Source organism: Bacillus sp. ABP14, from assembly GCF_001831375.1.
GTDB classification, from domain to species: domain Bacteria; phylum Bacillota; class Bacilli; order Bacillales; family Bacillaceae_G; genus Bacillus_A; species Bacillus_A paranthracis.
In genome coordinates this window covers 3,802,102-3,824,285 of sequence record NZ_CP017016.1, presented here as the reverse complement: position 1 = coordinate 3,824,285, position 22,184 = coordinate 3,802,102, and the positions used below count along the sequence as shown (strand labels likewise).

Annotated in this window: 26 protein-coding genes and 1 riboswitch; of the genes, 17 read left to right on the top strand and 9 right to left on the bottom strand. The window is 36.1% G+C overall.

Annotated features, from left to right (window positions below):
- Window positions 1-83: 83 nt before the first annotated feature.
- Window positions 84-227: riboswitch (FMN riboswitch) on the bottom strand.
- Window positions 228-417: 190 nt separating this feature from the next.
- Entirely contained in the window at window positions 418-624 is a 207-nt protein-coding gene (locus BGI23_RS28205) for a CDGSH iron-sulfur domain-containing protein (protein ID WP_001151582.1), read from the bottom strand.
- Between the two features lie 139 nt (window positions 625-763).
- On the opposite strand from BGI23_RS28205, the gene BGI23_RS19765 reads away from it, so the two are divergent.
- The gene (locus tag BGI23_RS19765) at window positions 764-1,009 is read left to right on the top strand and encodes a YqkC family protein (protein ID WP_000360809.1); all 246 of its coding nucleotides are present in this window, start codon (window positions 764-766) and stop codon (window positions 1,007-1,009) included.
- A gap of 10 nt (window positions 1,010-1,019) precedes the next feature.
- Here the strand turns inward: BGI23_RS19765 and BGI23_RS19760 are convergent, their stop codons facing one another.
- Window positions 1,020-1,943, bottom strand: a complete 924-nt coding sequence (locus BGI23_RS19760; protein WP_014893526.1) for an alpha/beta hydrolase — start codon at window positions 1,941-1,943, stop codon at window positions 1,020-1,022.
- Between the two features lie 81 nt (window positions 1,944-2,024).
- Between BGI23_RS19760 and BGI23_RS19755 the strand changes: the two genes are divergently transcribed.
- Both BGI23_RS19755 and BGI23_RS19750 read left to right on the top strand, forming a co-directional pair.
- Window positions 2,025-2,504: a GNAT family N-acetyltransferase gene (locus tag BGI23_RS19755; RefSeq protein ID WP_046197871.1), complete on the top strand. Its 480-nt coding sequence runs from the start codon at window positions 2,025-2,027 to the stop codon at window positions 2,502-2,504.
- Between the two features lie 102 nt (window positions 2,505-2,606).
- Complete coding sequence (locus tag BGI23_RS19750; RefSeq protein ID WP_070806791.1) at window positions 2,607-3,470, top strand: LacI family DNA-binding transcriptional regulator; 864 nt, start codon at window positions 2,607-2,609, stop codon at window positions 3,468-3,470.
- 23 nt (window positions 3,471-3,493) lie between these two features.
- On the opposite strand, the gene BGI23_RS19745 is transcribed toward BGI23_RS19750, so the two are convergent.
- Complete coding sequence (locus tag BGI23_RS19745; RefSeq protein ID WP_000994774.1) at window positions 3,494-4,813, bottom strand: Na+/H+ antiporter family protein; 1,320 nt, start codon at window positions 4,811-4,813, stop codon at window positions 3,494-3,496.
- Window positions 4,814-4,944: 131 nt separating this feature from the next.
- Window positions 4,945-5,943, bottom strand: a complete 999-nt coding sequence (locus BGI23_RS19740; protein WP_000898954.1) for an alpha/beta fold hydrolase — start codon at window positions 5,941-5,943, stop codon at window positions 4,945-4,947.
- Window positions 5,944-6,064: 121 nt separating this feature from the next.
- Between BGI23_RS19740 and BGI23_RS19735 the strand changes: the two genes are divergently transcribed.
- The gene (locus tag BGI23_RS19735; RefSeq protein ID WP_070806790.1) at window positions 6,065-6,541 is read left to right on the top strand and encodes a ribbon-helix-helix domain-containing protein; all 477 of its coding nucleotides are present in this window, start codon (window positions 6,065-6,067) and stop codon (window positions 6,539-6,541) included.
- Between the two features lie 123 nt (window positions 6,542-6,664).
- On the opposite strand, the gene BGI23_RS19730 is transcribed toward BGI23_RS19735, so the two are convergent.
- On the bottom strand, window positions 6,665-8,254 hold the full coding sequence (locus BGI23_RS19730) for a bifunctional metallophosphatase/5'-nucleotidase (protein ID WP_070806789.1): 1,590 nt from the start codon (window positions 8,252-8,254) through the stop codon (window positions 6,665-6,667).
- A gap of 201 nt (window positions 8,255-8,455) precedes the next feature.
- Here BGI23_RS19730 and BGI23_RS19725 point away from each other — a divergent pair, with 201 nt between their 5' ends.
- The 3 genes from BGI23_RS19725 to BGI23_RS19715 all read left to right on the top strand — a co-directional run bounded on the left by BGI23_RS19725 (window position 8,456) and on the right by BGI23_RS19715 (window position 10,269).
- Window positions 8,456-8,719 (top strand): YqkE family protein, encoded by a 264-nt coding sequence (locus BGI23_RS19725; protein ID WP_000727549.1) that lies wholly within the window; start codon window positions 8,456-8,458, stop codon window positions 8,717-8,719.
- A gap of 68 nt (window positions 8,720-8,787) precedes the next feature.
- Window positions 8,788-9,312, top strand: a complete 525-nt coding sequence (locus BGI23_RS19720; RefSeq protein ID WP_001227172.1) for a GrpB family protein — start codon at window positions 8,788-8,790, stop codon at window positions 9,310-9,312.
- Window positions 9,313-9,441: 129 nt separating this feature from the next.
- A complete protein-coding gene (locus tag BGI23_RS19715) occupies window positions 9,442-10,269 on the top strand; it encodes an aldo/keto reductase (protein ID WP_044793852.1) in 828 nt (275 codons plus the stop codon).
- A gap of 29 nt (window positions 10,270-10,298) precedes the next feature.
- Here the strand turns inward: BGI23_RS19715 and BGI23_RS19710 are convergent, their stop codons facing one another.
- Both BGI23_RS19710 and mciZ read right to left on the bottom strand, forming a co-directional pair.
- On the bottom strand, window positions 10,299-11,213 hold the full coding sequence (locus BGI23_RS19710) for an aldo/keto reductase (RefSeq protein WP_044793853.1): 915 nt from the start codon (window positions 11,211-11,213) through the stop codon (window positions 10,299-10,301).
- Between the two features lie 59 nt (window positions 11,214-11,272).
- A complete protein-coding gene (gene mciZ, locus BGI23_RS19705; RefSeq protein WP_000870299.1) occupies window positions 11,273-11,401 on the bottom strand; it encodes a Z-ring formation inhibitor MciZ in 129 nt (42 codons plus the stop codon).
- Window positions 11,402-11,475: 74 nt separating this feature from the next.
- On the opposite strand from mciZ, the gene BGI23_RS19700 reads away from it, so the two are divergent.
- On the top strand, window positions 11,476-12,015 hold the full coding sequence (locus BGI23_RS19700; protein WP_000067038.1) for an NUDIX hydrolase: 540 nt from the start codon (window positions 11,476-11,478) through the stop codon (window positions 12,013-12,015).
- Window positions 12,016-12,038: 23 nt separating this feature from the next.
- Here BGI23_RS19700 and BGI23_RS19695 read toward each other — a convergent pair whose 3' ends face one another.
- Window positions 12,039-12,590, bottom strand: coding sequence for a GNAT family N-acetyltransferase (locus BGI23_RS19695; RefSeq protein ID WP_000803491.1), 552 nt, complete (start codon window positions 12,588-12,590; stop codon window positions 12,039-12,041).
- A 155-nt stretch (window positions 12,591-12,745) separates the two neighbouring features.
- Between BGI23_RS19695 and spoIIM the strand changes: the two genes are divergently transcribed.
- The 9 genes from spoIIM to corA all read left to right on the top strand — a co-directional run bounded on the left by spoIIM (window position 12,746) and on the right by corA (window position 20,823).
- On the top strand, window positions 12,746-13,363 hold the full coding sequence (spoIIM, locus tag BGI23_RS19690; RefSeq protein WP_223290733.1) for a stage II sporulation protein M: 618 nt from the start codon (window positions 12,746-12,748) through the stop codon (window positions 13,361-13,363).
- Window positions 13,364-13,469: 106 nt separating this feature from the next.
- Window positions 13,470-13,925: a ferric iron uptake transcriptional regulator gene (fur, locus tag BGI23_RS19685; RefSeq protein WP_000392655.1), complete on the top strand. Its 456-nt coding sequence runs from the start codon at window positions 13,470-13,472 to the stop codon at window positions 13,923-13,925.
- Window positions 13,926-14,028: 103 nt separating this feature from the next.
- Window positions 14,029-14,259, top strand: a complete 231-nt coding sequence (locus tag BGI23_RS19680) for a YqzK family protein (RefSeq protein ID WP_001250432.1) — start codon at window positions 14,029-14,031, stop codon at window positions 14,257-14,259.
- 6 nt (window positions 14,260-14,265) lie between these two features.
- Window positions 14,266-15,156: a site-specific tyrosine recombinase XerD gene (gene xerD, locus BGI23_RS19675; RefSeq protein ID WP_000390084.1), complete on the top strand. Its 891-nt coding sequence runs from the start codon at window positions 14,266-14,268 to the stop codon at window positions 15,154-15,156.
- Between the two features lie 143 nt (window positions 15,157-15,299).
- Window positions 15,300-16,043: a FixH family protein gene (locus BGI23_RS19670; protein WP_001993299.1), complete on the top strand. Its 744-nt coding sequence runs from the start codon at window positions 15,300-15,302 to the stop codon at window positions 16,041-16,043.
- Between the two features lie 424 nt (window positions 16,044-16,467).
- On the top strand, window positions 16,468-17,652 hold the full coding sequence (gene deoB, locus BGI23_RS19665; RefSeq protein ID WP_001046082.1) for a phosphopentomutase: 1,185 nt from the start codon (window positions 16,468-16,470) through the stop codon (window positions 17,650-17,652).
- 12 nt (window positions 17,653-17,664) lie between these two features.
- Window positions 17,665-18,486 carry a purine-nucleoside phosphorylase gene (locus tag BGI23_RS19660; RefSeq protein ID WP_001078446.1) on the top strand — a complete coding sequence of 274 codons (822 nt, stop codon included), beginning with the start codon at window positions 17,665-17,667 and terminating at the stop codon, window positions 18,484-18,486.
- A gap of 7 nt (window positions 18,487-18,493) precedes the next feature.
- Window positions 18,494-19,798 carry a pyrimidine-nucleoside phosphorylase gene (locus BGI23_RS19655; RefSeq protein ID WP_001243079.1) on the top strand — a complete coding sequence of 435 codons (1,305 nt, stop codon included), beginning with the start codon at window positions 18,494-18,496 and terminating at the stop codon, window positions 19,796-19,798.
- A 62-nt stretch (window positions 19,799-19,860) separates the two neighbouring features.
- Complete coding sequence (corA, locus tag BGI23_RS19650; RefSeq protein WP_001998197.1) at window positions 19,861-20,823, top strand: magnesium/cobalt transporter CorA; 963 nt, start codon at window positions 19,861-19,863, stop codon at window positions 20,821-20,823.
- A 34-nt stretch (window positions 20,824-20,857) separates the two neighbouring features.
- Here the strand turns inward: corA and BGI23_RS19645 are convergent, their stop codons facing one another.
- Window positions 20,858-22,147 (bottom strand): NCS2 family permease, encoded by a 1,290-nt coding sequence (locus BGI23_RS19645; protein ID WP_000676254.1) that lies wholly within the window; start codon window positions 22,145-22,147, stop codon window positions 20,858-20,860.
- Window positions 22,148-22,184: the final 37 nt, after the last annotated feature.

Below are 22,184 nucleotides of genomic sequence, written 5' to 3'. Positions count from 1 at the left end.
ACATATATATAGATTTGAATTGAATCTATAAAAATATGCATACTGAAATAAAAGTGTATTCGCTATATAAAATTACTAGAAAACATATCCTTCTCCCATCCAGACTATACTGTCGGCCCTAGAGTTTCACTAGATCCACCGTTTCCGAGTTGAAAACGGGTCACGGACTTAGAAGTTTGCACTTCATCACCGCCGGTTGGGAATTTCACCCGACCCCGAAGGATGCTGTTTGCTCAAATTATAGCACAAAAAAAATAAAAGGCTAGTAAAAAGTATTCGAATGTGAAGAATTGTGTGAAAATATATGTAGGCTGAGATGGAGATAAAAGTATTAGAAATGTTGTAAGGAGAAGGGATATAACGGAGTTGCTAAAAAGAAAAAACATGCACAAAAAAATGTGCATGTCACATGTGAAATTATTCTGCCTCTGGTGCTCTAACAACAGATTCGAATTTACCTTTATGCGAAGCATCGCAATAAGGCATATTTTTTGATAAACCACAACGGCATAAAGAAAATGCCGGTTTTGCTGGGAATACATTCCCTTGTGAATCAACTAATTCCACGTCCCCTGTAACGCGAAAAGAGCCATTATCATTTACTTTAATTTGTACTTTAGCCAACGCTATCCCTCCTTCCCAAACGCTTAATTTCATCATATAATCAAGAGAAGTACTTGACAATATGAAAAGAGCACTTTCTTTGGAAGAGAAGAGAGTGTTATAATGTTTTTTATAACTGACTAGAGTAAGGTGACGAAAGATGGATAAACAATTACGTACATTACGAAATATTGCAAATGAGCGCACGTGGGCATCATTTTTGAATGATAATCATCCATATAGTTTGTTACACTGGTCCATTGCTGGTGTAGGACAAGAGTCAAAGGATGTTTGGTTACTGCAAGATGAGGTAACATTTCAAACGACAGAATTTCCAACGCTAGATGATGCAATAAAGTGGATTTCTGAAAATATGGAACAAGTTACAGACGTTTTAGCGCAATAAAAAAACAGGCTTATGCAAGCCTGTTTTTTGTTTCTTTTACATATGAGTTTAAAAATTGATCAATGGCTGCTTCATAATCTTCTTTATTTTCGTTATAAGAGCAAGCGTGTGCGCCATTTTCTGCAATATAAAGTTGTTTATTGTTTTCCTTTGCTTCATAGAGTGCTTTCGTCATATCAGCTAAAATATAATCATCATCTTTACTATGAATAAAGAGGACAGGATTGTTAATGTTTTTTATACAATCGATTGGTGAAACTTCACGAATCGTATAACCGTCACGCACTTTTAAGAAAGCATTTGCTAAAGGTAATAAAGGCCATTTTGGTAAATGGAATTCAACCTTTAAACGGTGCTGTAATTGTCCGTAGAAATCAGAGAAAGGACAATCTGCAATATAGAAGTCAGCACCATCTTCTACAAGTCCTGCGTACTGAAGAAGTGTTGCAGCGCCCATCGATTCACCATGAATACCGAGTGTTATATTTGTTCCAAAACGACCTTTTAGCCAGTCAACTACAGATTTTAAATCATGCTTTTCATAGTATCCATAGCTTGTTGTTTTTCCGCCAGTTTTACCATGACGACGATGATCATAAATAACGACATTATATCCTCTGTTTAAAAATAACCTTGCATATTTTACAGAGTTCATTTTATTTACAGTTACGCCGTGACAGAAAATCATAAACTTATTGGAATGACCAGCAGGAATGTAATATCCGTGAAGATCATATCCGAATTGCGAAGGAATATGAATTTCTTCTTTATGAAGAGCTTCAAAATCCTCTATACGAAAATGTTTTTTCGTTTCTCTTTCGAGTATTTCTTCCTCTGTTTTTTTCTTTAAGTACATCACCTTATTTGTAAAGAAAATCCCAAGGGCAGTTATCGCACCTAGTATAGTAAACAATGCTGCAAAAAAACGTTTCATACTTTACCTCATCCTCCAAATACCGTTACATGTGATACACTTATATTGTATCACAAGGATAGAAAAGGGGAGAAATAGGAAATGGTGCATATACAAAAAATTACGCCAGCGATGAAAGAAACAATCCGAATGTTCATGTGTGAGAACTGGGGGAGTTCATTGATGGTTTCACGTGGTAAGGGACATCAGTTAGAAGAGTTGCCAGGATTTGTTGCGCTCTCAGAAGACAGAATAATCGGAATTGTAACTTATGAATTGATCGGAAATATGTGCGAAATTGTATCGTTAGATAGCTTTGAAGAAAGAAAAGGAATAGGGACAAAACTTGTGGATTGTGTATTACGAGTTGCAGAAGAAGAACGGTGCAGGCAGGTTTGGCTTATAACAACAAATGATAATATGAATGCGTTACGTTTTTACCAAAAACGTAATTTTTTGATGACGAATTTATATGTAAATGCGGTGGAAGAGGCACGAAAAATAAAGAAAGAAATTCCGCGCATCGGGTATGATAATATCCCGATTTTACATGAAATTCAATTAGAATATAGTTTAGTGTAATGATGTAACAATTTTCAGAAATATAAATTATTAACCTTGACGAATATTGTAATTTAGGTTACCGTAAAATTGTAATCTATTACCATATTAAGGGGTGACGATGTGGCAACTATACGTGATGTTGCAAAATTGGCAGGTGTTTCAGTCGCAACCGTTTCACGAGTTATAAATGAAAAAGGATACGTTCATGAGGACACAGTAAAACAAGTAAAGGAAGCAATTGAGGAATTACGTTATAGGCCAAATAGTGCAGCAAAGCCACTATTTAAAGAGAATTCAATGATAATTGCATTACTTGTAGATAATCTATATGACCCATCAAACATCACTTTGCTACATTGTATTGAGGAAATAGCGTATAAAGAAGGATATCAAATTATTGTTTGTAATATAGAGAATAAAGATAGATACATACATATGTTGAAGGAAAATAACGTTGCAGGTGTTATTTTGACAAGATCCGTTTTTAAAAGTATAGGAGAAATCCCACTTCCGTTTGTTGTGATTGATGAAAAAAAATCTCATGCAAATTATTATGAAAGTGGCCAAAGAGCGGTCTCTTTATTAAAAGAAAAAGGTTGTCACTTTCTTGCTTATTTCGGTGAGGGCGAAGATAGTGAAGAAATGGAAGAGTACATATCAGGATTTTTAGACGCTGTTTGGGAGGAAGGAATCTCTTATCGAGAAGAATGTGTACAAGGGTATACGAATAAACAGTTTGTTACATTATTGCAAACTTATCCGTATATAGATGGAATTGTAACTGCAAGTGATAAGGTTACTTTTGAATTAATTCGAGCAGCAAAGAATTTAAATATCCGTATACCGAATAAATTGAAAATTATTGGACTGAACGGGAGTATAGACAGTGAGTGGGTAGGGCCGTCATTCCTGAAAATTGAAAGTTGTATCGAAGAAAATGGGAAAATAGCGTTGCAACAATTAAAAGGAAAAATAAAAAAGTAAAAGGTGCGTATAAAACGCACCTTTTATAATGTAATGGCGGCAATAAAGCCGAATATTAGTAACGGTATATTGTAATGTAAAAAAGTTGGTACACATGTATCCCATATATGATGGTGTTGACCATCAGCGTTTAAACCGGATGTTGGTCCAAGTGTACTATCTGATGCTGGAGATCCTGCGTCTCCTAGCGCTCCGGCTGTACCGATAATTGCAATGGTGGCCATTGGACTAAATCCAAGCTGAATACAAAGAGGTACAAAAATTGTTGTTAAAATAGGAATGGTTGAAAAGGATGAACCAATTCCCATCGTAACGAGAAGTCCAATTACAAGCATAAGAAATGCAGCGAGTGGTTTGTTATTCCCAATTATATGTGCACTCGTTTGTACAAGAGATTCAACATGTCCTGTTTTTCGAAGAACAGCTCCGAACCCAGCGGCAGAAATCATAACAAATCCGATAAAGGACATCATACGCATTCCGCTTGTTAAAATTGCATCAGCTTCTTTAAGAGGTAGACTACCACTAACTGATAAAACGATAATCCCCGCTAGAGCGCCGAAAATCATTGATTCTGTTGCTAATTGAACAGTTAATGTAGCTAAGATAGATACTAGCCCGAAAGTAATGCTTCGTTTTGTATAGGGAACGATTTCATTTTCAGTAGTATGAATTTGTTCTGTTTCATACGTACGAGGTTTTCGGTATGTAATAAATACTGCCACACATAATCCGATAATCATACCGATTGCTGGAATGGTCATTGCTTTTGGAATAAGTGCGACATCAAATGTAAGACCGCTTTGCGCAGCATTTGTTTGTAATACGTCATGATAAATTTTTCCGAATCCTGCTGGAATCCACATATAAGGAGTAATCAATCCGAATGTAATAATACATGTAACAAGTCTGCGATCCACTTTCAGCTCATTTAATACTTTTAAAAGTGCTGGAATTAAGATGGGGATGAAAGCGATGTGAACAGGAATCACATTTTGTGAGAAACAAGCCATCGTTAAAATGATAAATAGAATAAGTATTTTAGAGTAAACTTGTTTTTTCGTGTCTTGTTCATTGCCAATCCACTTTAATGCAGTTTGAATCATAGCATCTGGAAGTCCGGTTTTGGAAAGAGAAATAGCGAAACCACCAAGCATTGCATAACTTAAAGCGATTGGAGCACTGTTTCCAAGACCAGTTGTAAAAGTGTTAATCGTTTCTGAAATACCGAGTCCACCGATAAGTCCGCCTGTTAAAGCTCCAACAATGATGGCGACAATGACCTGGACACGTAACAAACTAAGCAATAGCATAACTGCTACTGCAATGAGTACAGCATTCATAATAAATGTAATCTCCCCAAAATTTTATTGTGTTAAGGCAAGGAAATATGAATCACCTTGCTAGATTTATACATAGTTGCGACATATTATTATAAATTGTTTTTTATGAAATGTAAAAGAGCCTTTTGTTACTAATGGTGAAAAGCTAGCTCTTGTTTAATGGATTGTAAAGAACGAGCGAATAATTCTGGCTCTTCTAAATCGGGAGAATGTGCTGAATTTGGGAACCAAATCATCTTTTTTATCGGTGCTTCTATTACATCACAATATTCCTGAACGAGTGCATAAGGAGTTTGATAATCATAGCGACCAGAACAAAAATAAACTGGAATAGATAAACTCGTAATAGAAGAAAAGAAATCGACTGTCAACATTTCTTCCCATAAAACGCCAGATTTTAAATTTCCTGCGAGAAACTTGAACCAATCTAATAGTGTATATTCGGGAGAAAAGAAGCCTTTTCGTATGAAAGAAAAGGAAGATCCGTTTTGGATTGCACCTCCGAATGTGCCAAGCCATTTTCTTTGAATAATAAGGCGTCTCGTATCTAAAAATGGCGGTTTTCCTAATTTTAAAAGGGACGCTAATGCTTTTTTATGATTATATTTTTTTGCAGAACGAATTAAATGCTGATATAGTAATTCCTCGTTTTGTTTCATATGTACAATTTGCCCAATACCGATATAAGCCTCGATATATTGTGGATAATAGTGTGCTATGTTAAGCCCGATAATACTTCCCCAAGAATGACCAGCGAGAAATAGTTTCTGTTTATTGAATTTTTTAAGTACATATTGAATCACTTCTTTTGCATCGGAAATGAATTGTTCGATTGTAAAATTTGCTCCGAAATCTTTCATTGAAAAGGATTTACCTGCCCCGCGCTGATCCCAATTAATTACGATGAAGTGTTTCTCCAATTCTTTTTGAAAATGACGAATAAATCCGATTTGTGCCATGCCTGGTCCACCGTGACAGCATAATAAAATAGGCTGCTCTACGTTTTGCCCGCGCATAAGGAGAGTTTGTTTTCGGTTGTTAATCATAACGCTTTCCATCGTAGCGATACTATTAGGAATGAGTTTTTTATTTTCATTATAGAACTGCGGGGTATTGCTACGAAAAAGCATATTGAAAACCTCCTTTTCTAAAATCGTATGAATCGCACAGGCTATTCGTTTTGCATATACTGTTAGAAAATCATTGTAACATACCATACTAGTGTCATTTCAATATGGGAGGAGGGAAATTGTGACGATTGGAGAAATTGTCGATTGTTTAAATAGGCGTGAATCCATCGCTATTATAGCAAAACGCCTTGAAATAAGCCCGTATACATTATCGAAGAAATTAAGGTTGATTGGATACGAATATGATGGAGAACAGAAAAAGCGTATTTTTGTAGGAGATGGAGAAGAACCGCGTCACTTACAACTCCAAGAAGCGACAGCCCTTCAATATGCGAAAACGGATTATCAACTATTAATTTATGAACAATTACAAAGTATTTATGAGTTATTAAGAAAGAAAGAAGAAGTAATTGCGCCCATGATGAATATAAGTACAGAAAAAAAGAAACGTACCTTTTCTATTAATAAAGAAATATTAGCAAAACTAGACGTTATATCAGAATCGAAAGGAATTCAAAAATCTAAACTTGTAGAAGAGGCGTTACAACAATTTTTACAACAATATGATTTTAACAACACATCACATATTGATAAATAAAGAAAAGGATACTATGTTCATTGTAAGAACGAGTATCCTTTTTAGGTTTCACATATATGACGGATAAAAGGTTTATGTGTATCTTTTACGATGAAAAATTAAGATTGTTTATTATGAGTGTACTTAATTTGTTTTTTGAATTCTACCATCGATAATTGGCTGAATAGGTTCTTTTAATTGTTTTACGTAATCGACTAGCGCTTCAAAGTCGTTTGGACCAGTTTCTACATTTTTACCATTTTTAAATGATACAAATCCATCACCGCCAGAAGCTAAAAAGGCATTTGCCACTACGCTATACGTTTTAGATGGAGATAATTCTTCACCGTTTGTTAAACGTATATTTGTAACTTTTTGACCGTTTGGTTTATTTGCATCCCACGTATATTGAATACCTGAAATTTGAAGCATTCTCGTCGTTCCTTTTTGCCATTGTTGATTTAAAATGTCGCGAATATCTTGACCTGTTAAATCTACTTTAATTAATTGGTTTCCAAAAGGCTGAATGCCGTATAATTCGCCCCATGTAATATCGCCAGCATCTAAGTCATTACGAATGCCGCCCGGATTCATAAGTGCGATTTGAGTTTGCATCGTTTGGCGCTGGGCATCGGCAACTAAATTTCCAAGAGTGGACTCACCAGCATCATTTTGTTTACGGTCGATAGGTGCTGTAGATTTTCCGACAACTTCATTTACAAGCGGTGCAATTTTTTCTTTATATTGATCTAGTTTTTTCTTTACTTGTTTATCAGGTTCTACACCTTCATGGTATGTTGTAACAACTTCAGCTTTTTTCTTTACAATATCTTTTGTTTTACGATCAATTGTTACATCTACATCTGAGAAAGCCATTCCGTAAGAGTTCGCTTGGACGATTAGTTTATTATTTACAGTACCATTTACATACGTGTGACTATGCCCACCAAAAATAACATCAACTTCCGGATCTGTTTCATTTGCAATTCGAGTAAGGTCTCCATTTGTCACGCCAGACTCATCTGTTGTTCCACCGACATGAGCAAGGACGACAATGGATTTAACGCCAAGACGCTTTAATTGCTGCGTTGATTTATTAATTGCTTCTACTTCGTCAGTGATTTCTACATTTTTAAGCATAGTAGGCATCACGACATTTGGTGTATCAGTTGTAACTACGCCAATGAATCCTACAGGCACACCATTTACCATTTTTACAGTAAATGGCGGTAAAAATAAGCGGCCAGTGGATTTATTATAGAAGTTTGCAGCGACATAAGGGAAATTTGCACCTTTGAAATTCCCTGTTTTTTCGTGATAGCCACCGTAAATGAGACGTTTCATTTCATCAATACCTTCATCAAATTCGTGGTTTCCGATTGTGCCAACATCAAATTTTAAGTCATTTAAAAATTCAATCGTTGGTTCGTCTTGTAACAATGCTGAAACTGGTGGACTAGCTCCGACAATATCGCCAGCGTGTACGAGAAGTGTATTCGGGTTTTGCTTTTTACGTTCTTTTAAATAAGTAGCTAAGTAATCAGCGCCACCAGCTTCTTTGTTATTAATTTTTTTAACAGTATCTAGTTGTCCATGGAAATCATTAATACCAAGCATTTGTACGTCTATGTAGCGGTTTTGTTCAGCTGGAGTCTGGGATGGGGGAGCAGCAAATACGGTTGAAAAAGTAATGGTGCTTAAAACGGCAACAGCAGGAATGATTTTTTTCCACATAATCTAATTCTCCTTTTTTTATAATCTGACATCATACGACATAATTTTAATAGATTCATAGGATTATATCCAGACAAAAAAATAGTTTTTTCGAAAAATTAACATATTTACAAAAAGTGAATAATAGAGTAAAGGACCTTTTTTATTGTCGAGTTCATTGTGTATCTACTATAATGGAGAAAAAAGTAAAAGGTGAGTAGTATGAAGAAAAAGAAACAAAGACAAATGCAAAGACAAGCGCAAGTGAATCAACAAAAGAAAGAGTCGCTTACATTAGGTGATCAATTAAATGATTCACTCATGCAGCAATTAAAGAATAAGAAGAAAGAGTTGCAAGTGAGAGAAGAGGAAAAAGTGGCAGCTGAACAGGAAAGAAAGCGCCAAGAACAAAAAGAACGTGAAAAGAATAAATCATTTGAAGAACTGTTAAGTGAAAGTAACCTTACTTGGAAAGACTTTAAATAATAACGAAAATGATCAGTGAATAACGCTGATCATTTTTTTGACGAGCTTGTAAGAAAAGGGGAGTTAGAATGAGAAAAATTGTAGTTGTTCCGCATGAAAATCATTGGGGTGAAAAATTTCAAATGGAGGCTGAAAGATTAAAAGCGGCGATGCCAGAAAAGGTGAAGGTCCATCATATTGGAAGTACGTCGGTGCCAGGACTGGCAGCGAAACCAATTATAGATATGATTATGGAAGTAGAGAGTATCGACAGAGTAGATAGGTGGAATGAACGTTTTGAAGAGCTTGGCTATATCGTAAAAGGGGAGAATGGTATTTCAAGACGCCGTTATTTTATTCATGGAACGGAGGAAAAACGCTCGTATCACCTACACGTGTTTGAAAAAGGAAACCCTGAGATAGTAAGGCATTTAGCATTTCGTGATTATATGATGGCTCATTGTGAAGAAGCTGAGGCATATGCAACTTTAAAGAAAGAATTAGCTGAAAAGTATACATATGATGGTGAGTTATATTCGGAAGGGAAAACTGAGTTTGTACGTAATGTTGATGAAAAAGCGAAGAAATGGATGGAAAATAATGTGAATGAATGAGTTCGCATTATTTTAGAAAGTATATAAGTTTATTATGTAAACTGTACATATGTTTTGACTTTTTAGTTGAATCTTGTTCAAATAAAGTGGTGGCTTATAAAAAAATGTAATGATGAAAGGGAGACGACTGTGCACATTCCAACAACTACACTTCATAATGGCGTAAAAATGCCGATGATTGGTTTAGGCGTTTATAAAGCGAAAGAAGGCGACGAAGTAAAACAAGCAGTAAAAACAGCGTTAGAAGTTGGATACCGTTCGATTGATACAGCAACTGTATATGAAAATGAAAGCGGTGTCGGAGAAGCAGTTCGTGAATCAGGGATTCCGAGAGAAGACATCTTTATTACAACAAAAGTTTGGAACGATGATCAAGGATACGAGGAAACACTTGAGGCGTTTGAGAAAAGCTTAAAAAAATTACAAATGGACTATGTAGATTTATATTTAATACATTGGCCAATAAGAGGGAAGTATGTTGATACGTACCGAGCATTAGAAAAACTGTATGAAGACGGTAAAGTGCGCGCGATTGGTGTTTCTAACTTCCATAAACATCATTTAGAACTGCTATTACCAAATTGCAAAGTAAAGCCGATGGTAAACCAAGTGGAACTTCATCCCATGTTAACACAATTTGAATTGCGTAATTTCTGTCAAGGTGAGCAAATTCAAATGGAAGCATGGAGTCCATTAATGAGGGGCGGAGAAGTATTTCAGCACCCGATTATTCAGGCCATTGCTACTAAATATGAAAAAACACCTGCGCAAGTTATATTAAGGTGGGATATTCAAAGCGGGATTGTGACGATTCCTAAGTCTGTTACACCATCTCGCATTCAGGAGAATTTTTCTATCTTTGATTTTTCATTAACAGAAGAAGAGATGACTCGAATTAATACGTTAAATCGTAATTTACATGTAGGAACGAATCCTGATAAATATGATACGTTATAAAAAGACGCTACCAGTATGGTAGCGTCTTTTTATCGGTGTAATGCGTACGTATTACATTTCACAATTTGCTGAAGCTGTGTATATTCTGCTGTTGTTAACTGTGTTTGTTTACTAGCTTGTACATTTTCTCGTAATTGCCCAATAGAGCTTGCACCAGGTATAACAGCTGCAACAGTTTCGTTATGTAAGCAATATTGAATAGCTGTTCCAGTTAAGGAGTTTTCTCCAATTATTTCTTTTACATTCGCAAGCGTTGCATATAATTCATCGTAAGAATAAGAAAGGTAATCTTTTTCTTTTACTCTTTCTATCTTTCTTGTATTGTTATCAGTTAATATTCCTTTCGCAAGTGGTCCGCGAGCAATGACGCTAATTTGATGTTCATTAAGAAGCTGGAACCATTCTTCAGGGCGACGATTCAAAAGGCTATATTCCATTAGAACACTAACGATATTTGAACGCTGTGCATATTCACGGATGACATTTGGACGTATAGAAGAAATACCGTAATGGCGAATGATACCTTCTTTTTTCAATTCTTCAAAGGCTTCAATTACTTCATCTATAGGATCTTCAATCGTCCCGCCGTGAAGTTGATAAAGATCAATATAATCAGTTTGAAGTCTACGTAAACTTTCTTTCACTTCAGCCTTTATGTAATTTTTAGAAGGATCCCAAGACCAGCCGTTTTTTTCTTCTGTCCATCGATTCCCAACCTTCGTTGTAAGGATAATTTGGTCTCGTTTTCCTTTTAAGGCTTTTCCAACAAATTCTTCGTTTAATCCATAATCATATAAATCCGCTGTATCAAAAAAATTGATTCCTAAATCGATTGCTTCATGAATAATACGCAGGGCTTCTTTTTCAGATGTACCGAGGGACATACAGCCAAGTCCCATTTCTGTCACAAATAAATCTGAGTTTCCTAATTGACGTTTTTTCATAGTTCAACCTCCTTCTCCTTATTCTTATTGTACGCAAGGGAAAAGAGGTTGACAAACGTTTACTTTTTAGTTGCTGTAATCCACTCTTGTACAGTTGTATACTCTTTGCCATATTGTTTTAGCTTATGGCGAATTTGCCATGCTTTTCCGACTAAAGTGACGCGATTTGGTAAAATATAAACTTTCATTTCTATCACGCTCCTTTCAATGTGGTAAAATGTATGAGGAAAGAATAGGAAATAGAACAGGGAGATGAAGTAGTATGAGTAATCTTGCAGAGAGAACAGTAAAAACTGAGCCGATTTTTGATGGTAGAGTTATAAAAGTTCGTGTTGATGATGTAGTATTACCAAATGGAGCAATGAGTAAACGTGAAATTGTAAATCACCCTGGTGCAGTTGCTATTATTGCTATTACTGATGAGGGGAAAATTGTGCTTGTTGAGCAGTATCGTAAAGCGCTTGAAAAGGCGATTATAGAAATTCCAGCTGGCAAGTTAGAGCCAGGTGAAAAACCTGAGGTGACAGCAGTTCGTGAATTAGAAGAGGAAACAGGTTATGTATGTGAAAATATGGAGCTTATTACTTCTTTCTATACATCTCCAGGATTTGCAGATGAAATTTTATATGTATATAAAGCGACAGGTTTGACGAAAAAAGAAAATAAAGCTGCGTTAGATGAAGATGAGTTTGTGGAATTAATGGAAGTATCATTAGAAGAAGCAACTACTCTTATGAAAGATCTTCGTATTCACGATGCGAAGACGATGTTTGCAGTACAATATTTACAACTACAAAAATAAACACTCGCCAAAGGCGAGTGTTTTTAATTAATTTTTGCATATACGCGTGCATCACGTAAGCTACCATCTGGTGCTATGAAATCATTTTCCATTGTACCTTCTAGAATAAATTCTAAACGTTCTGCTAAGTTACATGCATTTGTATTTGTTGCATCAATACGAATTTCAATTCTTCGAGCGCTTAGCTTATCAAAGGCAAATTGAATGGCACCTTTCACAGCTTCGGTCATATAGCCTTGTTTTGTATAAGCGCTATGTAGCCAGAAGTGAAGTGAAAACTTTGGAATATCCCAGTTTTCAGGCTTGAGCGTTATAGCTCCGATGAATGTACCAGATACTTTATCGTATAAGTGAAAATCAAGTGTTTCACGAAGTAAAAACTGTCCGTGAGCGTTACGAACGATTTCTTCAGCACTTTCTTCTGTTTCAGCGTTAATTGGCATCCACGGTACTAAGTCTTCTAGAGAAGCTTGTATTGCTTCATACACTTCTGCACCATCACCTGGAAATGGCTTACGAACCTGTAAGCGTTCAGTTTGAAATAATGTTGGAAAATCTAATAATAATGGTTTCAAGAGAAATCCCTCCTATTCTCTACTTTTTAGTTTAGCAAAGTAGAGCGGAATTTCAATGTTAATTCGTCATACTTTTTTCTTTCTTTCATACATTTTTAGTAAGAGTGTGAACGGAGGGAAGAAAAATGTGGAGAAAAACTTGGCAAGACCGTGTAATGTCTCACATACAGGAAAACTCTTCATTATATATATTTAACGCTGTTTTGTTATTGATGGGAGTAATATTTGGAGCGATTCTTGTAAATAGTTTACAATTAAATCAAAAACAAGATTTATCATTTTATTTGCAACGTTTTTTTGGACAAGTTTCTAAAGGAGAATTTGCTATTGCAGGCGAAATGTTTCGAGAAAGTTACTTTTCACAATTAAAATACATTGGATTTATTTGGATTTTAGGGATTTCAATTATTGGATTGCCACTCATTTTTATTTTATTATTTGCAAAAGGAGTAGTTGTCGGATTTACAGTAGGTTTTTTAGTAAGTCAGCATGGATGGAATGGATTATTATTAGCATTCGTTTCTGTATTGCCACAAAATCTCATTATCATCCCAGTATTTCTCGTTATGACAACAATTGCCGCAAGTTTTTCCTTACGCATGATTAGGCATCAATTTATCCGAAAAATAACTGAGCCGCTATTACCATTATTGATCCGTTATACATGCTTCTTTCTTGTAATTGGAGCGGTGTTAGCTCTTGCTTCAAGTGTAGAGGCTTATGCATCACCAGTTTTAATGAAAGAAGTCGTTGAGGCTATTAATAAACAATAAATACTTTATGAGAATAATTATCAATTTGTTTTTATTGTTTTTCTTTTGACAGAAGCCCTTCTTCTGATATAATGGTGTAAGAGTGGCGAGGAGGGAGTAGTACCGAATGGAAGAAAGAATTGAACGAATTAAGAAGCAATTACATGCAGCGAGCTACAAATTAACACCGCAACGTGAAGCAACAGTTCGTGTGCTGCTAGAAAATGAAGAAGATCATTTAAGCGCAGAAGATGTTTACCTCCTTGTAAAAGAAAAGTCGCCAGAGATCGGATTAGCAACCGTCTATCGAACTTTAGAACTATTATCTGAGTTAAAAGTTGTCGATAAGATTAACTTCGGAGACGGTGTTTCACGCTATGACTTACGCCAAGAAGGTGCGCAGCGTTTCCACCATCATTTGATTTGTACACAATGTGGTGCTGTACAAGAAATACAAGAAGATTTACTTGGTGAAGTGGAAAGGAAAGTAGAACATGACTGGAGCTTTAAGGTGAAGGATCATCGTTTAACATTCCATGGGATTTGTAAAAATTGTCAAGAAAATGAAACGGATGAAAAATAACCTTTTCCTATTTAACTAGGAAGAGGTTTTTTATTTGAATAAGGTATAAATTGGTGAAAGCTTGGCATATGTTGTAATAACTTATATTTTGGAGGAATTTACAATGCGCCGAGCTTTAAAATTAACTTTTGATGGGATAAAAGTATTTTTATTATTTACAAGTTGTACGATTTTGTTTTATTTCGCTATACTATGGATAAATGAAGAATATGAAAGCTATCATCGTTATGAAAAGCCAAAAGAAGAGACTGTAGAAAAAGTATCAGGGAATGAAGAGCCGGCAAAGGATGCTTTCGTAAATAGAATGATGTTTTTCTATGAAAATGGGGAGTAGTGTAGATTGGAAGATCAATTAAAAGATTTTATTCATTATATGGTTGTTGAAAAAGGACTAGCGAAAAATACAGTAGTATCTTATGAACGTGATTTAAAAAGTTATGTAAAGTATTTGCAAAATGTAGAACAAGCGAAAAGCTTTCACGAAGTGACACGCTTGCACATTGTTAACTTTCTGCAGCACTTAAAAGAAAACGGAAAATCTTCGAAAACATTAGCACGTCATATTGCATCGATTCGTTCGTTTCACCAATTTTTACTTCGTGAACGAGCGGTAGAGCACGATCCATCCGTACATATTGAAACGCCGCAAGGAGAACGGAAATTACCGAAAGTATTGTCAGTTGATGAAGTAGAGGCGTTACTGCAGACACCAAAAATGACGAGCGCTTTTGGGGTTCGTGATAAAGCGATGCTAGAGTTATTGTATGCAACAGGACTTCGTGTTTCGGAATTAATTGCATTAAATTTAGAAGATGTACATTTAACGATGGGATTTGTTCGATGCATAGGGAAAGGGAATAAAGAAAGAATTATTCCACTAGGAAGTTTAGCGACGGAAGCGATTCAAAAGTATATTGAAAAGGGAAGAAGAGAATTGATGGGGAAAAAAGTAGTAGATGCACTCTTTTTAAACCATCATGGCAATCGATTATCAAGACAAGGATTTTGGAAAATTTTAAAACGATTAGCGAAAGAAGCAAATATTGAAAAAGAGCTTACACCTCATACATTGCGTCATTCTTTTGCTACGCATTTATTAGAAAATGGAGCAGACTTACGTGCTGTGCAAGAAATGCTTGGACATGCAGATATTTCAACGACACAAATTTATACGCATGTTTCAAAAACTAGATTAAAAGATGTATATAAACAGTTTCATCCGAGAGCATAGGTACTATGCTCTTTTTTCATAGATTCAAAAGGCTATAGCACTTCACAGAAACTTCACAAACATTTCGTACATTGTTTTCAGCAGAAGACTAGAATATTACAATGTATTTCCTCTATACTAAATAAAGTATGAAGGAGGAAATGATGATGAAAAAACTTATTATGACTTTATTTATCGCGATGCTAGCATTGGCTGGCTGTAATACAAACAAAGAAGAACCGAAAAAAGAACAGAAACTAGAAGCTGTAAAAGTAGCAGTTCAAACAAATCCGAAAGAAATTAAACCTGGTGAAAAAACAGAAGTACAGGCACTTGTTACACAAGGAAAAGAAAAGGTAACAGATGCTGATGATGTAAAGTTTGAAATTTGGAAAGCTGGCGACGAAAAGCACGAGATGCTAGAAGGTAAGCATAAAGGAAAAGGTGTTTATGCTGTAGAGAAAACGTTCGAGACGGATGGCGTATACCATATTATCGCTCACACAAATGCGCGTGAAATGCATGTTATGCCAGAAGTAAAAGTGGCTGTAGGAAATGCGAAAGTAGAAGATGCGAAAAAAGAAAATAGTGATCATGGTGCAGGACATGGCGATCATAAAAGCGATACAATGATTCACCTTATGGCTGGTGACATAAAAGCAAATGCTGAATCAACAATGAAAGTTCATTTAAAACAAAAAGAAGAAGCTTTAACTGGTGCTGAAGTACAACTTGAGATTTGGAAAGATGGTGTGGAAAAACACGAATTCATTCCAGCAAAAGAAGGAAATAAAGGGGAGTATGAAACGAAACATACTTTCAAAGAAAAGGGTTCTTACAAAGTGAAAGTTCATGTTAAAAAAGGCGAATTGCATGAACATAAAGAAGAAACAGTAGAAGTAAAATAAAAAGGTAGCTCTTTAGAGCTGCTTTTTTTATTTTTATTCTGAAAATGATAAGTGGGAAAGAACAAAACCGCCACTGATTAAAATTTCACTTTATATGAAGAAATAAATCATAAAATGATTAGCACTTCTGTGAATAATGGATTACAATAGAAGTGTGAAGAAAATGAGAAATTCTACGAAAATGTATTAAAAAGAAAGCGTAAACATGTTATGATATCAGTATCAGATGTCTGACATCTGACTTAGAAAAAACTAGAAATGTTTTTGCGTCGTTTCAAGGTAAACGAAATAGGTTAGAGAATGATTTAAAGAAGTACTGTTTGATAATGAGAACGAAAGATAATTCTTATGGAGAACAGTTTCACTTTATAGCGTTTTGAACATACTACAAGAAGTAGAACTGAACTTATAGGAGGTCGCAGTTATGAATAAATATAAACGTATATTCCTAGTCGTTATGGACTCTGTTGGAATCGGTGAAGCACCAGATGCTGAACAATTTGGTGATTTAGGATCTGACACAATTGGTCACATTGCTGAACATATGAATGGGTTACAAATGCCTAACATGGTGAAATTAGGTCTTGGTAACATTCGTGAAATGAAAGGCATCTCTAAAGTAGAAAAACCACTTGGATATTATACAAAAATGCAAGAAAAATCTACTGGTAAAGATACAATGACAGGCCACTGGGAAATCATGGGTCTTTACATTGATACACCATTCCAAGTGTTCCCAGAAGGATTCCCAAAAGAATTACTTGATGAATTAGAAGAAAAAACAGGCCGTAAAATCATCGGTAATAAACCAGCTTCTGGAACTGAAATTCTTGATGAACTTGGTCAAGAACAAATGGAAACAGGCTCTTTAATTGTTTACACTTCTGCTGATAGCGTACTACAAATCGCAGCACACGAAGAAGTAGTGCCGCTTGATGAGTTATATAAAATTTGTAAAATTGCACGTGAATTAACGTTAGATGAGAAGTACATGGTAGGCCGTGTTATTGCTCGTCCATTCGTTGGTGAGCCTGGAAACTTTACACGTACACCGAACCGTCATGACTATGCATTAAAACCATTCGGCCGTACAGTAATGAATGAATTAAAAGATAGTGATTATGATGTGATTGCTATCGGTAAAATCTCTGACATCTATGATGGTGAAGGGGTAACTGAATCACTTCGTACGAAGTCTAACATGGATGGAATGGATAAGCTTGTAGATACATTAAATATGGACTTTACAGGTCTTAGCTTCTTAAACTTAGTTGACTTTGATGCATTATTCGGTCACCGTCGTGATCCACAAGGATACGGAGAAGCTCTGCAAGAATATGATGCACGTCTTCCAGAAGTATTCGAAAAACTAAAAGAAGATGATCTATTATTAATTACAGCAGACCACGGTAATGACCCAGTGCATCATGGTACTGATCATACACGTGAATATGTACCGTTATTAGCATATAGCCCAAGCATGAAAGAAGGCGGAAAAGAGTTACCACTTCGTCAAACATTTGCTGATATTGGTGCAACTGTAGCAGAAAACTTCGGTGTGAAAATGCCAGAATACGGAACAAGCTTCTTAAACGAGCTAAAGAAATAGGGGGATAAACAAATGAATCGTGAACTTATTACAAAATCAGCTTCATATTTAAAAGAGAAATTTCAAGAGACACCACAAGTAGGACTAATCCTTGGATCTGGACTAGGTGTATTAGCAGATGAAATCGAGAATGCAGTAACAGTACCTTACAGTGAAATCCCTGAATTCCCAGTTTCCACTGTAGAAGGCCATGCAGGTCAACTAGTATTCGGTACACTTCAAGGTGTAACGGTAGTAGCAATGCAAGGACGTTTCCACTTCTATGAAGGATATGATATGCAAAAAGTAACATTCCCAGTTCGTGTTATGAAAGAACTAGGGGTAGAAACAGTTGTTGTAACAAATGCAGCTGGTGGTGTAAATACATCATTCGAACCAGGCGATCTTATGTTAATTTCAGATCACATTAACTTCATGGGTACAAATCCATTAATCGGACCAAATGATTCTGAAATGGGTGTACGTTTCCCTGATATGTCTACATCATATACAGTAGAGCTTCGCGAAATGGCGAAACAAGTTGCAGCAGACTTAAATATTAAAGTACAAGAAGGGGTATACGTTGGAATGACAGGTCCTGTATATGAAACACCTGCTGAAATTCGTATGCTTCGTACACTTGGTGGAGATGCAGTTGGTATGTCAACAGTACCTGAAGTAATTGTAGCGCGTCACGCTGGTATGAAAGTACTTGGTATTTCTTGTATTTCAAATATGGCAGCTGGTATTTTAGATCAGCCACTTCACCACGATGAAGTAATCGAAACGACAGAACGTGTTAAAGCTAACTTCTTAGCATTAGTAAAAGCAATCGTAAAACAAATGAAGGGGTGACCTCACAATGAGAATGGTGGACCTAATTGCAAAAAAACGTGACGGACATGCATTAACGACAGAAGAAATTAACTTTATTGTTGAAGGATATACAAATGGTGATATTCCTGATTATCAAGTAAGTTCACTTGCAATGGCAATTTTCTTCCAAGATATGAACGATCAAGAACGTGCAGATTTAACGATGGCAATGGTAAATAGCGGTGATACAATCGACTTATCAGCTATTGAAGGAGTAAAAGTAGATAAGCACTCGACAGGTGGCGTTGGTGATACAACAACACTTGTATTAGGTCCATTAGTAGCCGCTTTAGGTGTACCGGTTGCAAAAATGTCTGGACGTGGTCTAGGACATACCGGTGGTACAATTGATAAATTAGAAGCAGTTCCAGGATTCCATGTTGAAATCGAAAATGATGAATTCATGCGTCTTGTAAATGAAAATAAAATCGCAGTTATTGGTCAAAGTGGAAACTTAACACCTGCGGATAAAAAATTGTATGCACTTCGTGATGTAACGGCAACAGTAAACTCAATTCCGCTTATTGCAAGCTCAATTATGAGTAAAAAAATTGCTGCTGGTGCAGATGCAATTGTTCTTGATGTAAAAACTGGAGCAGGTGCATTTATGAAAACAGATGAAGATGCAAAACGTTTAGCAGAAGCAATGGTGCGCATTGGTAATAACGTTGGTCGTAATACGATGGCTGTTATTTCTGATATGAGTCAACCACTTGGTGAGGCGATTGGTAACGCACTTGAAGTACAAGAAGCAATTGATACATTACAAGGTAAAGGACCGAAAGATTTAGAAGAGTTATGTTTAACGCTTGGAAGTCAAATGGTATACCTTGCTGGACAAGCTTCATCTCTAGAAGATGCACGTGAGAAATTAATTGAAGTAATGAACAACGGTAAGGCACTAGAATCATTTAAAACGTTCTTATCAGCGCAAGGCGGCGATGCATCTGTTGTTGATGATCCTTCTAAATTACCACAAGCACAATTTAAAATTGAAGTGGAAGCGAAGGAAGACGGTTATGTATCAGAAATCGTTGCAGATGAAATCGGAACAGCAGCAATGCTTTTAGGAGCAGGACGTGCGACGAAGGAATCTGAAATTGATTTAGCAGTTGGCTTAATGCTTCGTAAAAAAGTAGGGGACAGCGTGAAAAAAGGTGAATCACTTGTTACCATTTACGCAAACCGTGAAAATGTAGAAGACGTAAAAGCAAAAATTTATGAGAACATGAAGATCTCTAAAGAGCATGTAGATGCACCAACATTAGTGCACGGCATCGTTACTGAATAATAAAGAAGGGCCAGGGAGTATTTCTCCTTGGCTTTTTTTACTATTTTTTGTTTATAATAATAATGGGTGAAAATATGATTAGAATTTGTGCAATAACAAAAACAGATGAAGTATTATATGATGTTTCGCTAGAGGAAACAAAGAAAGACCATATTGTATGGTATTGGCTAGATTTATATAAGCCAACGAAAGAAGAATATACATACATTTTGCAAGATCATTTTAAGTTCCATCCCCTTGCAATTGAAGACTGCATAGAATATGTACAAAGGCCAAAAGTTGATTTTTATGATGGATATAACTTTTTAGTTCTTCATGCATTTGGTGAGGATGGATTAGAACCGCACGAGATTGATTTATTTATTAGTGATCGTTATATTGTTTCTTTCCACTTTTCTCATAACAATGCAATTGAAAGAGTATGGAAAACGCTTGGAGAAAAGAAGCGTATTAAAAATAGTCCCCTGCACGTAGCACATACAATTATTGATCAAATTGTAGATGACTATTTTGCGCCTGTATATTACATTGAGGATCATTTAAATGCAATTGATGATAATTTAACGGGTGAAACGGCAGGAAGTGTACTAGAAGAAGTATTTGATATACGTGCAGATTTATCGAAGTTAAGACGTACAATTATTCCGATGCGTGATTTATTGTATCGTATTTTAAATTCGACTCGTTTTTACGGTATAAGTGATCATGAAATTTATTTTAAAGATATACATGATCATTTGCTTAAACTGACCGAAATGATTGAAGCAAGCCGGGAGTTAACAGCAGATATTCGAGATAGCTATTTTTCATTAAACTCGCATCATATGAATAACATTATGAAAACATTAACTGTATTCTCGACTATTTTCATGCCATTAACATTTATTGCGGGAGTATATGGAATGAACTTTACGCATATGCCAGAGCTCGGTGGACAATATAGTTATTTTATTTGTTTACTTATTATGGCACTAATTGGCGGCGGCATGATGGCTTGGTTTTATAAAAAAGGATGGTTTAAGTAAAAAACACCGAGGGAAAATTCCTCGGTGTTTTTACTTAACCAATAGCATGTAATACGAACATGGCTAAGAATAAGCATGTAATGATATACATAGACGGTGCGACTTCTTTACGCTTTCCAAGAGCAACTTTTAAGATAGGATAAGCAATAAATCCGAACGCAATGCCATCAGCGATACTATATGTGAGCGGGATCATGACGATAATTAAGAACGCTGGAAATCCTTCTGAAAAATCGTTCAGAGGAATTTGTTGAATGCTTGTAATCATCAGGCCGCCAATAATAATTAAGATTGGTGCAATGGCACTATCAGGAATTAGTTTGACAAACGGAAGTGCAAACAGTGATGCAAAGAATAACAACCCTGTAACGATAGACGTCAGACCTGTCTTTCCGCCTGCAGTAATACCTGCGGCACTCTCTACTGTTGATACGGTAGGGCTTGTGCCAAATAGACCACATGTCATTGCTGAAATTGCATTGGCTTGGTAAGCACGTGGGAATTTACGGTCATCTTCTAATAAACCGTGCAGAAGTCCCATGTTCTCAAAAATAAGCACCATGCTTAAGGAGAATGTTGCAATCCAAAATGGTAAGGAAGAAAGTTTGCCAAATGACATAGCCCCAAACACATCGCCGTAACTCGCGAATGAGAATGAACTATTTCCGATTTGACTTGTATCAACAAGGCCAAACAGCCATGCAATACCAGTTCCTATTGCAATCGTCCATAAAAAGTTTCCACGTACGTTACGAATAAATAATACGAGTGCAACGATAAGAGTAAGCACGGTCGCAAGAACGACAGGGCTACTTAATTTACCCATTGCAACAGCAGTATTTGGATTCGAAACGACTAAACCACCTTTTTGCAATCCGATAAATGCTAAAAATAATCCGATGCCGACAGTGATAGCTTCCTTTAGTGACTTTGGAATCGATACTGAAAGCACGCGAGCGATTGGTGTAAACGCAGCAATTGCAAAAATAATACCAGAGATGAAGACAGCTGCTAATGCTTCCTGCCAAGTTAATCCGAGCGTATGCACAGCAGTGTACGTGAAGAATGCATTTACACCCATACCAGGGACAAGAATAGCAGGTGCATTTGCCCAAAATGCCATGAGCAGACATCCGACAAATGAACTGAAAACAGTTGCTAAAATTCCAGCTTCAAGAGGAATGCCAGCATCGGATAAAATGGATGCATTTACAATCATAATATATACGATCGTAAAAAATGACGTAACTCCAGCTAAAACTTCTTGTTTTGGTGATGTTTCGTGTAAACCTAATTTAAATGTTCTTTCAAGTATTCCTTTCATGTTAAACCTTCTTTTTCATATCCCTCTCCCACCCGTG

Coding starts and splice junctions, on each gene's coding strand:
- deoB (WP_001046082.1), top strand. CDS start 16,468: ATGAATAAATATAAACGTATATTCCTAGTCGTTATGGACTCTGTTGGA.
- BGI23_RS19745 (WP_000994774.1), bottom strand. CDS start 4,813: ATGAATGCTGTACTCATTGCAGTAGCAGTTATGCTATTGCTTAGTTTG.
- BGI23_RS19680 (WP_001250432.1), top strand. CDS start 14,029: ATGCGCCGAGCTTTAAAATTAACTTTTGATGGGATAAAAGTATTTTTA.
- BGI23_RS19725 (WP_000727549.1), top strand. CDS start 8,456: ATGAAGAAAAAGAAACAAAGACAAATGCAAAGACAAGCGCAAGTGAAT.
- BGI23_RS19655 (WP_001243079.1), top strand. CDS start 18,494: ATGAGAATGGTGGACCTAATTGCAAAAAAACGTGACGGACATGCATTA.
- fur (WP_000392655.1), top strand. CDS start 13,470: ATGGAAGAAAGAATTGAACGAATTAAGAAGCAATTACATGCAGCGAGC.
- BGI23_RS19645 (WP_000676254.1), bottom strand. CDS start 22,147: ATGAAAGGAATACTTGAAAGAACATTTAAATTAGGTTTACACGAAACA.
- BGI23_RS19720 (WP_001227172.1), top strand. CDS start 8,788: ATGAGAAAAATTGTAGTTGTTCCGCATGAAAATCATTGGGGTGAAAAA.
- BGI23_RS19755 (WP_046197871.1), top strand. CDS start 2,025: ATGGTGCATATACAAAAAATTACGCCAGCGATGAAAGAAACAATCCGA.
- BGI23_RS19660 (WP_001078446.1), top strand. CDS start 17,665: ATGAATCGTGAACTTATTACAAAATCAGCTTCATATTTAAAAGAGAAA.
- mciZ (WP_000870299.1), bottom strand. CDS start 11,401: ATGAAAGTTTATATTTTACCAAATCGCGTCACTTTAGTCGGAAAAGCA.
- BGI23_RS19710 (WP_044793853.1), bottom strand. CDS start 11,213: ATGAAAAAACGTCAATTAGGAAACTCAGATTTATTTGTGACAGAAATG.
- BGI23_RS19765 (WP_000360809.1), top strand. CDS start 764: ATGGATAAACAATTACGTACATTACGAAATATTGCAAATGAGCGCACG.
- BGI23_RS19670 (WP_001993299.1), top strand. CDS start 15,300: ATGATGAAAAAACTTATTATGACTTTATTTATCGCGATGCTAGCATTG.
- BGI23_RS19730 (WP_070806789.1), bottom strand. CDS start 8,254: ATGTGGAAAAAAATCATTCCTGCTGTTGCCGTTTTAAGCACCATTACT.
- BGI23_RS19760 (WP_014893526.1), bottom strand. CDS start 1,943: ATGAAACGTTTTTTTGCAGCATTGTTTACTATACTAGGTGCGATAACT.
- BGI23_RS19740 (WP_000898954.1), bottom strand. CDS start 5,943: ATGCTTTTTCGTAGCAATACCCCGCAGTTCTATAATGAAAATAAAAAA.
- spoIIM (WP_223290733.1), top strand. CDS start 12,746: ATGTCTCACATACAGGAAAACTCTTCATTATATATATTTAACGCTGTT.
- BGI23_RS19700 (WP_000067038.1), top strand. CDS start 11,476: ATGAGTAATCTTGCAGAGAGAACAGTAAAAACTGAGCCGATTTTTGAT.
- corA (WP_001998197.1), top strand. CDS start 19,861: ATGGGTGAAAATATGATTAGAATTTGTGCAATAACAAAAACAGATGAA.